This window comes from Glycomyces artemisiae, from assembly GCF_003002955.1.
Lineage (GTDB): Bacteria > Actinomycetota > Actinomycetes > Mycobacteriales > Micromonosporaceae > Glycomyces > Glycomyces artemisiae.
In genome coordinates, this window is record NZ_PVTJ01000002.1 from 487,045 (window position 1) to 501,247 (window position 14,203).

The 14,203-nt window shown below is 72.5% G+C and carries 17 protein-coding genes; 7 read left to right on the plus strand and 10 right to left on the minus strand.

Annotation, left to right across the window (positions count from 1 at the left end):
- Positions 1 to 112 precede the first annotated feature (112 nt).
- The 3 genes from B0I28_RS06835 to B0I28_RS06845 all read left to right on the plus strand — a co-directional run bounded on the left by B0I28_RS06835 (position 113) and on the right by B0I28_RS06845 (position 1,800).
- The gene (locus B0I28_RS06835) at positions 113 to 448 is read left to right on the plus strand and encodes a YbaB/EbfC family nucleoid-associated protein (protein ID WP_106363035.1); all 336 of its coding nucleotides are present in this window, start codon (positions 113 to 115) and stop codon (positions 446 to 448) included.
- A complete protein-coding gene (locus B0I28_RS06840; protein WP_106363036.1) occupies positions 445 to 843 on the plus strand; it encodes a YbaB/EbfC family nucleoid-associated protein in 399 nt (132 codons plus the stop codon). Before B0I28_RS06835 ends, B0I28_RS06840 begins: the two co-directional genes overlap by 4 nt.
- Before the next feature lie 75 nt (positions 844 to 918).
- Positions 919 to 1,800: a hypothetical protein gene (locus B0I28_RS06845; RefSeq protein WP_146147994.1), complete on the plus strand. Its 882-nt coding sequence runs from the start codon at positions 919 to 921 to the stop codon at positions 1,798 to 1,800.
- Positions 1,801 to 1,813: 13 nt separating this feature from the next.
- On the opposite strand, the gene B0I28_RS06850 is transcribed toward B0I28_RS06845, so the two are convergent.
- The 6 genes from B0I28_RS06850 to B0I28_RS06875 all read right to left on the minus strand — a co-directional run bounded on the left by B0I28_RS06850 (position 1,814) and on the right by B0I28_RS06875 (position 6,229).
- Complete coding sequence (locus B0I28_RS06850) at positions 1,814 to 2,815, minus strand: Gfo/Idh/MocA family protein (RefSeq protein WP_106363038.1); 1,002 nt, start codon at positions 2,813 to 2,815, stop codon at positions 1,814 to 1,816.
- A 374-nt stretch (positions 2,816 to 3,189) separates the two neighbouring features.
- On the minus strand, positions 3,190 to 3,603 hold the full coding sequence (locus B0I28_RS06855) for a molybdenum cofactor biosynthesis protein MoaE (RefSeq protein ID WP_106363039.1): 414 nt from the start codon (positions 3,601 to 3,603) through the stop codon (positions 3,190 to 3,192).
- Positions 3,600 to 4,757, minus strand: a complete 1,158-nt coding sequence (locus tag B0I28_RS06860; RefSeq protein ID WP_106363040.1) for a molybdopterin molybdotransferase MoeA — start codon at positions 4,755 to 4,757, stop codon at positions 3,600 to 3,602. The genes B0I28_RS06855 and B0I28_RS06860 overlap by 4 nt, the downstream gene beginning before the upstream one ends.
- The gene (locus B0I28_RS06865) at positions 4,754 to 5,245 is read right to left on the minus strand and encodes a MogA/MoaB family molybdenum cofactor biosynthesis protein (protein WP_106363041.1); all 492 of its coding nucleotides are present in this window, start codon (positions 5,243 to 5,245) and stop codon (positions 4,754 to 4,756) included. The genes B0I28_RS06860 and B0I28_RS06865 overlap by 4 nt, the downstream gene beginning before the upstream one ends.
- Positions 5,233 to 5,775 carry a cyclic pyranopterin monophosphate synthase MoaC gene (moaC, locus tag B0I28_RS06870; protein WP_106363042.1) on the minus strand — a complete coding sequence of 181 codons (543 nt, stop codon included), beginning with the start codon at positions 5,773 to 5,775 and terminating at the stop codon, positions 5,233 to 5,235. Before moaC ends, B0I28_RS06865 begins: the two co-directional genes overlap by 13 nt.
- Before the next feature lie 58 nt (positions 5,776 to 5,833).
- Complete coding sequence (locus B0I28_RS06875; protein ID WP_106363043.1) at positions 5,834 to 6,229, minus strand: hypothetical protein; 396 nt, start codon at positions 6,227 to 6,229, stop codon at positions 5,834 to 5,836.
- 123 nt (positions 6,230 to 6,352) lie between these two features.
- Here B0I28_RS06875 and B0I28_RS06880 point away from each other — a divergent pair, with 123 nt between their 5' ends.
- Positions 6,353 to 6,721, plus strand: a complete 369-nt coding sequence (locus B0I28_RS06880; RefSeq protein ID WP_106363044.1) for a hypothetical protein — start codon at positions 6,353 to 6,355, stop codon at positions 6,719 to 6,721.
- Positions 6,711 to 7,115, plus strand: coding sequence for a hypothetical protein (locus B0I28_RS06885; RefSeq protein ID WP_106363045.1), 405 nt, complete (start codon positions 6,711 to 6,713; stop codon positions 7,113 to 7,115). Before B0I28_RS06880 ends, B0I28_RS06885 begins: the two co-directional genes overlap by 11 nt.
- On the opposite strand, the gene B0I28_RS06890 is transcribed toward B0I28_RS06885, so the two are convergent.
- Genes B0I28_RS06890 through B0I28_RS06900 form a run of 4 tightly spaced genes read right to left on the minus strand, consistent with a single transcriptional unit; the run spans position 7,112 to position 10,921 of the window.
- Positions 7,112 to 7,693 carry a hypothetical protein gene (locus tag B0I28_RS06890; RefSeq protein WP_106363046.1) on the minus strand — a complete coding sequence of 194 codons (582 nt, stop codon included), beginning with the start codon at positions 7,691 to 7,693 and terminating at the stop codon, positions 7,112 to 7,114. The two genes, B0I28_RS06885 and B0I28_RS06890, sit on opposite strands and share 4 nt — an antisense overlap.
- 15 nt (positions 7,694 to 7,708) lie before the next feature.
- Complete coding sequence (locus tag B0I28_RS28225) at positions 7,709 to 7,834, minus strand: hypothetical protein (protein WP_281260919.1); 126 nt, start codon at positions 7,832 to 7,834, stop codon at positions 7,709 to 7,711.
- Positions 7,835 to 7,874: 40 nt separating this feature from the next.
- Positions 7,875 to 8,501 (minus strand): hypothetical protein, encoded by a 627-nt coding sequence (locus tag B0I28_RS06895; RefSeq protein WP_106363047.1) that lies wholly within the window; start codon positions 8,499 to 8,501, stop codon positions 7,875 to 7,877.
- Positions 8,498 to 10,921: an FtsK/SpoIIIE domain-containing protein gene (locus tag B0I28_RS06900; RefSeq protein WP_106363048.1), complete on the minus strand. Its 2,424-nt coding sequence runs from the start codon at positions 10,919 to 10,921 to the stop codon at positions 8,498 to 8,500. Before B0I28_RS06900 ends, B0I28_RS06895 begins: the two co-directional genes overlap by 4 nt.
- Before the next feature lie 345 nt (positions 10,922 to 11,266).
- Between B0I28_RS06900 and B0I28_RS06905 the strand changes: the two genes are divergently transcribed.
- Both B0I28_RS06905 and B0I28_RS06910 read left to right on the plus strand, forming a co-directional pair.
- Positions 11,267 to 11,923 (plus strand): OB-fold-containig protein, encoded by a 657-nt coding sequence (locus tag B0I28_RS06905; RefSeq protein ID WP_106363049.1) that lies wholly within the window; start codon positions 11,267 to 11,269, stop codon positions 11,921 to 11,923.
- Positions 11,924 to 12,061: 138 nt separating this feature from the next.
- A complete protein-coding gene (locus B0I28_RS06910; protein WP_106363050.1) occupies positions 12,062 to 14,128 on the plus strand; it encodes an SPFH domain-containing protein in 2,067 nt (688 codons plus the stop codon).
- Positions 14,129 to 14,203 lie beyond the last annotated feature (75 nt).

Here is a 14,203-nt window from a genome sequence, read left to right on the forward strand (position 1 = left end):
GGCGCCAGTGACGAACCTGTTCACACCCGTGACCGGTGCTAGCAGGGTGCCGTTAGCATCGTGTGATCGCGGCCGACCCATCCGGCCGCGCCTGCCCCGGGAGGTGAGCGGTATGCCGGAGGATCCGGCCGAGGACATGCGGCGTAAGGCCCGCGAGATCGAGCGCATCGCGGTCGAACTCGAAGGCGAGGCCGTCAGCGAGGACGGCTCGGTCCGCGTGGTGACCGGCGCCGCCGGCAACATCAAGGTGCTCGACCTGCGCATGAGCGCGTTCCAGCTGTCCGGCGTCGAGCTCGGCGAGCTCATCGTCGAGACGATCCGGGACGCCGACCGGCGCACGCAGGCCGACCTCGCGCAGCGCGTCGGCGCCGTCATGGGCACAGCCCTGACGCCCGAGGACCTCGGCGGCAGCGGCCTCGCCCCCATCGACCCCGAGGAGCCCCGATGAGCGATCAGCGCCCGACCGACCCCGAGGCGATGATGCGCCGCCTGGAGCAGATGCAGGCGGAGGCCGAGTCGATGCTCGCGAAGTTCAACGAGCTCAGCGAGCGGCTCGGCGCCGACGCCGTGGAGGTCTTCTCCGAGGACGGCCGCATCCGCGTCAAGCTCGACGCCGAGGGCAAGGTCGCCGAGATCGGCATCGACGAGTCCTCGATGCGCCAGCACCAGTCGCTGTCCCCGACGATCATGGCGCTCATCCAGGAGGCCACCGCCACGCACGCGGTGAAGATGGCGCAGATGGCGCAGTCCCTCGTCGGCGACAAGATCGACGTCATGGGCATCGTCAACCGCGACATGCCCGAGCACCTGCGCGACCGCGCCCGCGACAACCTCGAACGCTAGGGGCCCCTGCGGCCCGGCCCCCGTCCGGCGCCGCAGGGTCACCGCCCGGTTGCCCGACACCGGTATGTTGCTCGCATGGGAATGAAGGACCGCCTGGAGCAGATGAAGCAGCGCGCCCAGGACGCAGGGAAGATGGTCGTCGACGTCGGCGTGGAGAGCGCCCGCGAGAAGCGCGACGCCGCAACGGGATTCGCCAAGGGCAAAGTGGACGACGTGACGGGCTACGCGGTGCAGAAGCGCGACGCGGCCGTGGACTTCGCGGCGAACACCAAGTCCGCGTTCAAGGAGGGCGACTTCGAGGAGCTGCTCGCCCGGCTTCCCCTTCCGGCGCAGCCGGTCCAGGAGGAATGGCAGTGGAGCCTCGCGAAGCTCATCACCGCGGGGAGCAAGCCGCCCACCGGGACCGGGCTGCTGCTGGGCCTGCTCGACAACTTCGGGACGATCGACATCGGCCCGAAGGAGGTCGGCTTCGACGGCGGGACCGCCAAGTGGCACAAGGTGAAGGCGATCCGGACCCGCTCGCTCGACGGGATCCTCCAGAAGCTCTCGACCGACACGTTCACCGAGTCGATCGAGGCGCTCCTGCCGCCCGTCCCGGGCCGCGGCTGGGTCTCCGAGAAGGCCACCTCCGCGATCTTCACCCTGTGGGCCATGGTCGCCGACCTCGCGATCCGCGACCCCGAGGCGGGCCACCGCCAGGTCGTGTGCGAGATCGAGTACAAGGGCTGGATCTTCACGAAGGAGGCCGCGACCGGGTACTTCACCGGCCCCGTCATGGCGCTCCTGCCGAACCTCGACCGGATCTTCCGCGACGAGGCCGCGAGCCGCGGCATCCTCGTCGAGCAGGCCGAGGACACCGCGATCGAGAACGCGGAGGCGCGCGTCGCGTGGCTGCGCGAGAAGCACGCGGGGATCGTCGCCAAGCGCGAGGCCGCGCAGAAGGCGATCGAGTACTAAGCGCCCCTTGGGTCTACGACTGCTTGGGGTGCGTCTCGCCGGGGTAGCGGAGCCCGATCCGGGCCCGCACCTCGTCGAGGATCTCCATGACCTCAAGGGTCGACTGCGGCGGCACCAGGGTCGACTCCAGGCGGCCCTGCCGCAGCGCGCGGTGCACTTCGAGGGCCTCGTGGACGTAGCCGTGGCCGACGTACGGCGCCTCGAACTCCCGCGGCGGCTCGTTGTACCGCACCAGCGTGTACCCGCTGGGCCGGTACGCGTAGTCGCGCAGCTCGATCCGGCCCTCGGTGCCCGCGATCGTGACCTCGTTCGCGGCGCCGCCGCGGTAGGAGCACGACAGCTGCGCGACGGCCTTCGGGTACTGGAGCGTGATCGCGGTCTGCGCGTCGACGCCGGTCACCTCGTCCATGACGGCCACGGCCGACACCGACTCGGGGACGCCGAGCGCCAAGTGCGCCAACGTCACCGGGTACACGCCGAGGTCGAGCAGGGCGCCGCCCGCGAGCTCGGGGTTGCGGAGCCGGTGCGAGGGCGGGATGTCCCCGGCGGTCGCGAAGTTCCCGTTGACGGACACGACCTCGCCGATCATGCCCTCCTTGATGGCCCGGCGCATCTCCCGGATCGCCGGGTTGCAGCGGGTCCACATTGCCTCCATGAGGAACCGCTGGTGCTCGCGGGCCACGTCGAACATGGTGCGGGCCTGCGCCGCGTTGTACGCGAACGCCTTCTCGCACAGGACGTGCTTGCCCGCCTCCAGGAGCCGGAGGGTCGGCAGGTAGTGGTGGGAGTGGGGGGTCGCGACGTACACGATGTCGACCTCGTCGTCGGCGGCGAGCGCCTGGACGGAGTCCCATGCGTGAGGGATGTCGTGCTTCTTGGCGAACGCGGCGGCGCGCTCCGCCGATCGAGAGGCCACAGCGGTGACGCGGCAATCGTCGAGGAGGGCAAGATCTTCCACAAAGGTCGATGCGATTCCGCCGGTCGCCAGGATTCCCCATCGGATCGGTTCAACCATGGACGTAAGCACACCACAACTTCCGGCGATCGTCAACACGAGGGTGAGCGGTACTATCTCCGCCAACCGGGCCATTTCCCGGCAAGACGGTGACCGTGTGTAGCGCCCCGACGCCACCGCGTGCGCGATGTGACCAGCCCCCCACCGGCCGGCCGGTCGGCCCGGCGCTCCCGGGCCGCTCCCGTGGCATCATGGGCGCCATGCAGACGACTCACGGCCTGGACGCCGCCGCCCTCGCGCTCGCCGCTTCGGCCGAAGGCGACTCGGAGGCGGGCGCGGCACTGGGCGCGATCCTGCTGGGCCTGCTCGTCATCGTCGTGCTCGGCGTGGTCCTCGTGAAGACCGTGGGCCGCAAGAAGGACGACCCGAAGGACTTAGGGGCAGTTGACCCACTCGTCGGTGCCGTCGGCGAAGTACTGGTGCTTCCAGATCGGCAGGCGGGCCTTCACCTCGTCGACGAGGTCGGCGCACGCCTCGAACGCCTCCTTGCGGTGCTCCGCGGCGACGGCCGCGACCAGCGCCGGGTCGCCGATCGCGAGATCCCCGACCCGGTGCGAGACGACGACGCCCCGCACGCCGGGACGCGCGGCGATCTCCTCGGCGATGCGGCGCAGCTCCTCGCCCGCCGACGGGTGCCCCTCGTAGGACAGCGACAGGACGCCGCGGCCGTGGTCGTGGTTGCGCACGACCCCAGCGAACGAGACGACCGCACCGGCTTCGGCGGCCGAGACGGCCGCCTCGTGCTCGGACACGTCGAGCGGGGCGTCGAGGACTCGGGCGCGGATCATGACGACACTCCAGGGACGGTGGCGAGGTCGACGACGGTCCCGGCGGCGGCCGCGTCGTCAGGGGGGATGACCGCGAACCCGGCGGCGCCCGCGAGCCCGCGGAGCATCGCCGAACCGTGGTGGGCGAGCCGCCGCCCGGCCGGGTCGACCAGTGCGAGGTGCGTGAACGAGCCGCGGCCCGGCACGTCCTCGGCGAGCTCGACGGTGCGCAGCGGCGGCAGCGGCAGGCCGCGCAGGCCCGCCAGGAGCGGCGCGACGACCGTGACGACCGCGATCACGGCCGACTGCGGGTTGCCGGGGAGCCCGGCGATGAACTTGCCGTCCGCGGTGCGCGCCAACAGCATCGGGAACCCGGGGCGCACGGCGACGGTGTTGAGCACGTACTCGGCGCCGATCTCGGCGAGCGCGGCGTGCAGGTGGTCGACGGGCCCGACCATGGTCCCGCCGGTGGTGCAGACGACGTCGGCGTCGGCGAGGGCCTCGCGCAGGGCGGCGACGTGCGCTTCGAGGGTGTCCGCGACCGGGCCGATCGACGCCTGGACGTCGGCGCCGACGAGGAGGTGCGGGACCATCGGGCCGAGGGCGTCGCGGATGCGGCCCTTCCCGGAGACGCCGCTGGTCAGCAGCTCGTCGCCGAAGACGACGACGCGGGCGCGCGGGCGCCCGTGCGCGGGGAGCGTCAGGTGGCCCGCGGCGGCGGCGAGGCCGATCACGGGCGGCGTGACGGGCGTGCCCGCGGGCATGAGCTCCTCGCCGTGGCGGGCCTCTTCTCCGGCCTCGCGCCATTCGCGGTCGGTCGGACCCGAGACGTAGCCGTCCTCCACGGTGCTGTGCTCCAGGCGGATGAGGCCGTCGGTGCCCTCGGGGACCTGCGCGCCGGTCGCGATCTTCACGGCCGCACCGGAAGCCAGGGGCTCGGGGACGTGCCCGGCGAGCACTTCGCCGCCGATGCGCCACGGCCCGGTGCCGGCGACGGCCCAGCCGTCGACCGCGGAGGTCGGGAACGCGGGCAGGTCGGACACGGCGGTCAAGGGCGCGGCGAGCGCGGACCCGGCGGCCTCGGCGAACGGCAGCTCGGCGGGCGCCGGTTTCGCGGCATAGCCTGCGGCCCAAGCGGTCTCGCGGGCGTCGGCCCAGGTGATGGGGTCGGTCATGCTGTCCTCTCATGGTCGCCGTCGTGCAGCTGGGCGACCGCGTGCTCGATGAGGGCCCCGGTGAGGACGGCCAGGCCGTCCTTCGCGGCGCCCCGCGACCCGGCCAGGTTGACGATGAGCGTGCGCCCGGCGACGCCCGCGATCCCGCGCGACAGCGCCGCGTGCGGGGTCTTCGCGAGCCCGGCCGCGCGGATCGCCTCGGCGATCCCGGGGACCTCGTAGTCGACGACCTCGCTGGTCTGGTCCGGCGTCAGGTCGAGGCTGGTCAGGCCCGTCCCGCCGGAGGTGACCACGAGGTCCGCGCCCGCGGCGACCGCCGCGCGCATGGCCGCGCCGACCTCGGCGCCGTCGTGCACGACGACCGGCCCGGTCACGGCGAACCCCTCCGCACGGAACCCATCGGCCAGGATCGGCCCCGACTCGTCCTCGTAAACCCCATCGGCCGCCCGATTCGAAGCGACGATGACGGTCACCTTTATCGATGCCATTCGCCCTCACCCGTCGCCCCGCCCAGCCGCTCGCTGCGCTCGCTTCCCCGAACCGGAGGCGCTTCGCGCCGCCATTCCTGTGTCTTCCCTCCCAGCTTCTCCTCGACCTTGATGTCCGAGATGACAGCGGCCGGGTCCACGGCCTTCACCATGTCCACCAGCGTCAACGCCGCCACCGACACGGCCGTGAGGGCCTCCATCTCGACCCCGGTCCGGTCGGCGGTCTTGACGCGGGCGGCGATGTCCACGCCCTCGTCGGTCACCGTCAGGTCGACCTTCACGCCGCTGATCGCGATCGGGTGGCACAGCGGCACCAGGTCAGGGGTGCGCTTGGCGGCCATGATCCCCGCGATGCGCGCGGTCGCGAGCGCGTCGCCCTTCGCGAGGGAGTTCTCCCGCAGGGCCGCCACGACCTCCGGCGTCGTGCGCAGCCGCCCGGTCGCCAGCGCCGAGCGCTGCGAGACGTCCTTGCCGGAGACGTCCACCATCCGGGCCGCACCGGTCGAGTCCACGTGGGTCAGGTCGGTCATGCTGCGAAGTCTAGCCGCGGCGGGGGACAAGACGCCGTTTCCGCGGCAGTGCGGGAGGTCAGTCGCGGTCGGTCCAGAACGCGAGGTTGGCGAAGATCGAGGTGACGAACGGCCCGAACACGAGGATCAGCGGGAGGATCGCCTCGAACCGCGAGAACAGGCCCAGTCCTGGGAGCGGGCCGATGAGCGTCGACGGCTCCATGCCCGGCTCGAAGTCGCCCAGGATCGTGATCTCCTCTGGGCCCGAAGGGGTCTCGCGCAGCGCGGGGGACCGCATCCAGGACCCGTCGGTGCACCAGGTGCCGACGCAGTTCGGGTCCTCGCCGTCGTCGAGGACGGTCACCGTCTCGTACTCGCCCCAGAACAGGTACGAGACGCACCAGACGATGACGGCGCCGGTCAGGCCGAACCAGAGGGCGAGCAGCAGGGCGGCGATGGCGCGCTTGAGGGACACATGGGCTCCAAGTGGTCGAGGGGACGCAAGGGAACGTGAGGGGCGGGGCCGCTCCAGCGTACGCGGCCACTTCGCGGTGCGGCCTCGGATTCGGCGCCGCGGGCCTGTATTAGCGTCGGGTGCGTGATCGACTGGCTCTACCTCGCCGCCCAGGCCGCCGCGCTGGCGATGAGCGCCTGGTTCTTCGTGGACACGGCGCGCTCGCAGCGGGTGGGCCGCCGCCACTTCGCGGGCGTCGGCGTCCTCGAAGTCTTCGTGCTCGCGCAGCTGGTCGCGGGCATCGCGATCGTCCCCGGCGAGCCGGGCGGCGGCGCGGGGCTGTTCTTCTCGTACCTGGTCACGGCCCTGCTCGTGCCGGTCGCCGCGTGCTTCTGGGGGTCGATCGACCGCAGCCGCTGGGGGATCGGGACGGTGGCCGCGTCGGGGCTCATCGTCGCGGCGCTGCTGCTGCGCGTCCACCAGATCTGGGAGTTCCAGATCCATGTCGGCTGAACCGGAGGCGCGGCGCCGCCTCGCCGACGGCTTCGGCCGCTTGATCGTGCTCGTGTACATCGTGTTCGCGGTCTCCGCGGGGGCCCGCGCGGGCTACCAGGTCGCGACGAAGTTCTCGCACGCGCCGCTCAGCTTCACGCTCAGCGCCGTCGCCGCCGCGATCTACCTGGTCGCGGCGGTCGCGATCATCCGCGGCGCGGCCCGCACCGCCCTCGCGGCGGTCGGCGTCGAGCTCGTCGGCGTGGTCGCGGTGGGCGCGTTGAGCTTCGCGGACCCGGACTGGTTCCCCGAGCCGTCCGTGTGGTCCCACTTCGGGTCCGGGTACGGGTACGTGCCGCTGGTCCTGCCGGTCGCGGGCCTGCTATACCTGCTCAAGCGCCGCAGGGAAGGCTAGCGCTCGACGGCGTCGGCCGCGGCTGCGAGGAACGTGAGCAGCGCCGCGTCCTCCTCGGGCTTGACGTGTCCGCGGCGCCAGCCGGCGACCCAGGTCGACCTGACCATCCACGGCCGACCGAGCGGATCGGGCAGCGAGGCGAGGACGGCGCTGGCGGCGGCCGGGTCGGAGGCGACGACGGTCCGCTTCGCACCGGCCGGAACCGGGACGGCGAGGCAGCGCGCGTCGGGGTCGAACCACTGCTTCGTGAACCGCTCCGTGCCGGGGTCGGCGACGAGCAGGTCCGGGGCGGGGCGCCGCAGCGCCACGGCGGCGAACCGGTACGCCACGTGCTTCCTGCCGTCCCAGACCCCCGGGTTGGTGAACACCGCGACGCGCCGCCCGCTCCGGTCCCCGGCGGCCGTGTCGGCCGCAGGCCGGTTGAAGCGGACACCGAGCGCGTCGAGCTCGTCGAGCCCCGCATCGTCCCCGGCCCGCAGGCCGTGCGCGGCGGCGAACCGGGCCGCGCGGCGGCGCCGGGCCGCCCCCGTGGCCGCGCCGAACACGGTCTCCAGGAAGAACTGCGCGATCGCCTCCACGGCATCCGCCTCCGGTCACATCTGGTTGTAGAGCGTCTCGAACGAGGCCGCCGCCATCTCGTCGGCGCTGCAAATCGAGTCGCCGCTCCCGGAGAGCCGGTCGAGCTCCGCGGCGAGCGCGTCGAGCTCGTCGAGCCGCACGGTGAGGCATTCGGGTCACTCGACTATAGGAAGCCCCTGCTCAGGAGAAGAACCCGAAGCACGCGACCAGCAGGGTCGAGCCGCACAGGACGAGCCCGAGGCGGAAGTTCCGCTCCAGCTTCGCCTCCTCGTCGCCGATGCGGGGCCGGGCGGCGACGCCGATCGTGAGCCAGCCCGCGCAGAACGCCGCGAGCGGCGCGGCGACGAGGATCGCGCCGAGGACGACCGCGCCGGTGAGGTCGTCGGCGCGAACGGTGCGCAGGACGACGAGCTGCACGAGGACGCAGACGAGCGCGAACGCCCCGTAGATGAGGCCGTTGCGCTCGTCGGCCCGCCACCGGGGGAGCCAGGGCGGGCGGTGGGCGAGGAAGCGGGCCTCTTCGAGTTCCGTTGCGGCGGTGTGGAGGTCGGTCTCGGCGGCGGCGAGCTCGGCGTGCGGGTCGCCGAGCGGCGCGGGTGCGGCGGTGCGCTGCGGGGGAGCGGTGCGGGCGGTCCGCGCGAGCTCGTCGACGGAGGTGCGGGTCGCGGCCGCCTGCTCGGCGATCCGCTGCGTGCGCTGCCCGAGGGTCTCGGCCACGGTGGCCGTGGCGGCGGCGGCCTCGTCGGCGCTGCGCCTTGCTTCGTCGAGGCGCCGGACCTGGGCGAGGTAGTCGTCGAAGGCGCTCATTGGCGGGTCCTCTCGATCGCGGTGCCCTCGCCGCTGCGCTGCGGGCCGGGCGCGTGCCCTTCGGGGCGGGAGAACGGGACGACGAGGCGCCCGCCCGCGGTGTCGGCGTGCCGGTCGACCAGGAGCGCGCGGCCGGGCCGGGGGCTCCAGTGCTGGAACTGGGTGCCGAAGTGGCCCATGATCTCGCCGCCGGGGAGGTTGAGGACGAGCGCGCAGGCGACGTCCTCGCGCCCGGCGGTCCCGCCGATGTCGTCGGTGAAGCGGCGGAAGTTCCGCCACCAGCCGAGGAGGTGGACGCCGCGGGCGGGCCCGGTCCGCAGCAGGTCGCGGAGTGCCTTCTGGCCCTTGGAGTCGAGGGCGGCGGCGTCGAGGCCCCACGCGGCGATGAGCGTGTCGTCGGGGACCTCGCCGAGCTTGGCCGCGAACTCCGAATCCGATATCCTATAGGATATAGGATGCATGATCGCGGCGCCGGTGAAGTCGACGCCCCACACGGTCGACCCTGATCCGGCGAGCGATTCGACCGCGGCCTCAAGGGCTTCGCCGCCGACCGGGTCGGAGCCGAGGACGGCGAGGTGGCGGCCGGGTCTGCGGTCGAGGTCCACTCCCGCGGCGGCGAGGTGCAGGGACACTTCGCGGCCGAGGAGCGCACGTCCCGGTTTTCGTTCCCCGGGAAGGGCGTCGGCGAGGTGGACGGGCCGGTAGCCGTAGAAGACCCGCGGCGCGCCGACCCCGGCGTGGGCCCGGCCGAGCTGCTCGCGCAGGCGGTGCATGGCCTCGGGGTCGGTGTCGGGGAAGCGCGCCACCCGGTCGGCCCCGGCGGTGCCGCCCTCCCGGTTGACGACGACCTGCCCGAGCGAGATCCGCGCGGCCGCATCGTTGTTCGGCTCCAGGACGGTGCGCGCGCCGGGCAGGGCGATGCGCATCGGGAACTGCCCGAAGATCGAGTCCTTCTTCGCCCACAGGGCCTCGATGCCGGAGATCGTCTGCGAGGCGAGCACCAGGTGGACGCCGTACGAGCGGCCCTTGCGGGCCAGGTTCTCCAGCAGCGCGACCGCTTCGGAGGCGACCCGGTCGTTCCCGGCGAGGAGCACCTGGAACTCGTCGGCGACGCACACGATCCGCGGGTACGCCTCGTGCTGGCGCAGGCCCGCGAAGGACGCGACCCCGTAGCGCTTCATGACGTTCGAGCGGCGCGTCATCTCCTCGTTGAGCGTCTTGAGGACCGCGAGCCCGTACTCGCGGTCGGACTCGACGCCGACGGCGCGCGCGTGCGGGATGAAGGACGGGTCGCGCTCGGTGGGGATGAACTCCGTGAACGACACGCCCTCTTTGAAGTCGAGGAGGAACAGCGCCAGATCCGAAGGCGCGTACCGGGACGCGAGGCCGTAGAGGACGTCGAGGAGGAGCACGGTCTTGCCGCCGCCGGTGCGCCCGCCGACGAGCCAGTGCGGGGTCGCGTCGTCGAACCGCAGCCGCACCTCCCCGGCCGCGTCGCGTCCGATGAGGACTTCCAGGCCCTTCGCGGGGTCCCCGGCCTCGGGGGCCGCGGGCAGCAGGTCGGCGAACGAGAGCGTCGCGGCGGCCTTGTGCCGCTCCGCGAGCCGCGCCGCCTCGCCGGCCACGAAGGACGGATCGGGGGCGTCGGGCCAGGCGACGGGCGCCGCGAGCCGCTCGCCGCGCCCGAACGGCGCCGCGGGCGGGTTCGTGACCTCCACGTGGTCGCCGACCGCGTGCATGACGGCGGCCTGCGGGAGGGACGGCAGGCCGCAGCCGAGGACGGTGACGCCGTGCGCGAGGCCGGAGCGCGCGAGCGCGTCGATCCGCTCCACGAGCGTCTTCGGCGCGTCCCCGAGCGAGGCCACGACCAGGAGCATCCGGTCGGCGCGGCGGCCCGCGATGTGCTCGGCCACTTGGGTTTCGGCGAGGGCGACCGCGTCGGCGGCGGCCCGGGAGTCGGTGGCGACGGCCTCGATGACCCCGGCGTCGGCGAGGGGCCGCAGCGGCGCGAAGGAGGCGCCGAGGGTCGCGGTGTCGATCCCGACGACGCGCAGCCCGCCCGCGTCGCGGGTCGCGACGGCGTGGAGGACCGCGGTGCGCACCAGGGCCGCGACGCCCTCGACGCGCGCGTCCACGGACGTGGCGAGGTGTCCGCGGGACCCGAACGGCACCACCAGCGGCAGCGTGCGGCCCTCGTGCAGGACGATGCGGCCCGCGTGCAGCAGTTCGGGATCGGTGCGCAGCTGCTGCGCCGAAGCCGCGGCCGCGTCGGATATCTGACGTTCGGCGGCGAGGAGCGCCGGGTCCACAGGGGTCTGGAATGCGGCGTCGCCGAGGCGCTGCGCCGCGAGCGAGGCGCGGGCGGCCGCCGCGTCGCAGGCCGCCGCCGCGTTCACCAGCGCAGTCTGGAAACCGGGCACCTGGCCTCCCCTTCAAGCGGGTTCGGGGCCGCGCCGGGCGCCGCCCGGCGAAGCTGTACAACCGGTCACACCTTATCGCGGGACGGCTCCTCGGGGCTCCCTGCGGGCGACGCGCCCGAGCGGGAACGTCCGCTTTGCGCAACCTTCCCCCGAAGGGGCGCGTGCATTACCCTAGAAGCACAGCCCTAGAGCAAGCCCGAACTCGCTGACCCGAGTGCCCTGACCCGCCATACCGTGCGCACGGAACGCCCGCGTGCGCGGCCCGTAGAACCGAGGTGCGACCCACGCGCCGCCGCGGCGGCGCCCAGCGCCGTCCCCCGGATTCGCCGAGAAGGACCATGCCCCATGAGTGAGTTCCTGGATATCGCCCTATCCTTCCCTCCGGTCGTCTTCTCGTTCGGCCTCATCCTCGTGGTCCTGTACTGGCTGTCGGTCGTCATCGGCGCGCTCGACGTGGACGTCGTCGACGTCGGCGCCGACCCCGAGATCGAGGCCGGCGGCTTCTGGGGCGCGTTCGGCTTCGGCGCCGTCCCGTTCACCGTCGTGCTGTCCCTGTGGATCACGCTCGGGTGGATCGTCACCGTCCTCGGCACGACCTGGGTGCGCAGCGCCGACGTGTTCATCCCGCCCGCGGCCTCCGGCACCGCCGTGCTCGTCGCCGGACTCGGCGTCGGCATGCTCGGCGCGAAGCTCCTGACGCGCCCGCTCGCGCGCCTGTTCGACGACGCGCCCGCCACGCACCACGCCGACCTCGTCGGGAAGGTGTGCGTCGTGCGCACCGGCACCGTCACGCTCGACTCGGGCCAGGCGGAGGTCATCGACGAGGAGGGCGCGGTGATCCTCATCAACGTGCGCCGCTCCCCGCACGAGCCCGAGGGCATCGACGACGGCCTGTTCGCGCGCCACTCGAAGGTCGTCGTCTTCGACTACGACGAGTCCGACCAGGTGTTCCTCGTCGTCCCGGTCGCGCTTCCTCCGGACATCGCCGTCATTGAGGCATAAGGGTACTCAGCCCGATTCGCCCCTCCCCGAATCGTGCCGCGGCGGCGTTCGCGGACCCCGCAAGGGGCGCGGCTCGGATATCTTACGGTCACGCCCGTAACTCACGACCCCTCGAAGAGTCTCGTTAGGAACCACCGAATGGACGCCTCCAACTCGGCTACGCTCATCACGCTCGTGGTGGCCGCGCTCATCTTCCTCGGCCTGCTGCTCATGATCATCCGGCTCTACCGGAAGGTCGCCCCCGGCCAGGCGCTCGTCGTCACCAAGCTGCGCACCAGGAAGGTGTCGTTCACCTCCGCGCTGGTCCTGCCGATCATCCACCGCGCCGAGTACATGGACATCTCGGTCAAGACGATCGAGATCAACCGCGCCGGCAAGGACGGCCTGATCTGCCAGGACAACATCCGCGCCGACATCTCCATCACGTTCTTCGTGCGCGTCAACGCGACCGCCGAGGACGTCATCAACGTCGCGGGCGCCATCGGCACCAAGCGCGCCTCCGACCAGGAGACGCTCCAGGAGCTGTTCAACGCCAAGTTCGCCGAGGCCCTCAAGACCGTCGGCAAGCAGCTCGACTTCACCGACCTGTACACCAACCGCGACGAGTTCCGCGACCGCATCCTCAACGTCATCGGCACCGACCTCAACGGGTACTCCCTGGAGGACGCGGCGATCGACTACCTGGAGCAGACCCCGCTCGACCACCTCGACCCGCAGAACATCCTCGACGCCCAGGGCATCCGCAAGATCACCGAGCTGACCGCCCGCGAGTCGGTGACCACCAACGAGCACCGCCGCAACGAGGAGAAGGAGATCAAGCGGCAGGACGTCGAAGCCCGCGAGGCCGTCCTCGAACTCGAACGCCGCCAGACCGAGGCCGAGATCCGCCAGCAGCGCGAGATCGACACCCTCCGCGCCCGCGAGGCCGCCGAGGTCCAGAAGGTCCAGGCCGAGGAGCGCCTCAAGTCCGAGACCGCGCGCATCCGCACCGAGGAGGCCACGGGCGTCCAGCACGAGAACCGCCTCCGCGAGATCGCCGTCGCCGAGAAGAACCGCGAGCGCGTCCTCGCCGTCGAGACCGAGCGCATCGAGAAGGACCGCATCCTCGAAGTCGTCGCCCGCGAGCGCGAGGAGGAGCTCGCCCGGATCGCCGCGAACAAGGAGCTCGAAGCGCAGAAGCGCGAGATCGCCGACGTCATCCGCGAGCGCATCGCCGTCGAGAAGACCGTCGCCGAGCAGGAAGAGGGCATCAAGCGCCTGCGCGCCACCGAGGAAGCCGAGCGCGAGCGCCAGCGCGTCATCATCCTCGCCGAGGCCGAGGCGCAGGAGAACCTCGTCAAGGACATCAAGGCCGCCGAGGCCGCCGAGGTCGCGTCGAAGCACCTCGCCCGCCAGCGCCTCACCGAGGCCGAGGCCGCGCAGCAGGCCGCCGAGCTCGAAGCGCGCGCGAAGATCCGCCAGGCCGAAGGGGACCAGGCGCTCGCCGCCGCCCCGGGCCTCGCCGAGGTCCAGGTCCGCGAGGCCGAAGCGGACGCGATCGAGAAGGGCGGGCTCGCCGAGGCGAAGGCCGCCGAGGCGAAGGGCAAGGCCGAGGCCGAGGCCCAGGCCGCCATCGGCAAGGCCGAGGCGACCGCGACCGCCGCGAAGGGCACCGCCGAGGCGAACGCCCTGCGCGAGAAGCTCGTCGCCGAGTCCGCGGGCCTCACCGAGAAGGCCGCCGCGATGGACGCGCTGTCCACCGCCTCGCGCGAGCACGAGGAGTACCGCCTGCGCCTGGAGATGGAGAAGGAGCTGCGCGGCGCCGAGATCGAGGCCCGCCGGTCCATCGCCGAGCAGCAGGCGAACGTCATCGCCACGGGCCTGGCGAAGGCCGACATCTCCCTGGTCGGCGGCGACGCCCAGTTCTTCGACAAGGTCGTCGGCGCGATCGGCTACGGCAAGGCCGTCGACGGGTTCGTCGCCCACTCCGAGGTCGCCCAGACCGCGGTCGCGGCGTGGGGCAACGGCTCCACGTCGTTCGCCGAGGACCTCAAGGGCGTCCTGGCCGGGATCGGCACCGAGGACGTCAAGAACCTCACCGTCTCCGCCGCGCTCCTGAAGCTCATCAACGGCGGCGGCGACGAAGGCGCCCTGAGCGGGCTCCTCTCGAAGGCCCGGGAGCTCGGCGTCGCCGAGCGCCCGGCGCTGGAGATCGCCGCGAAGTAGCACTTCCCGCCGGGGTTGAGATCCAATTGGATCTCAACCCCGGCGTCAGCCCGCGCCCACCAACGCTCCCAGGGG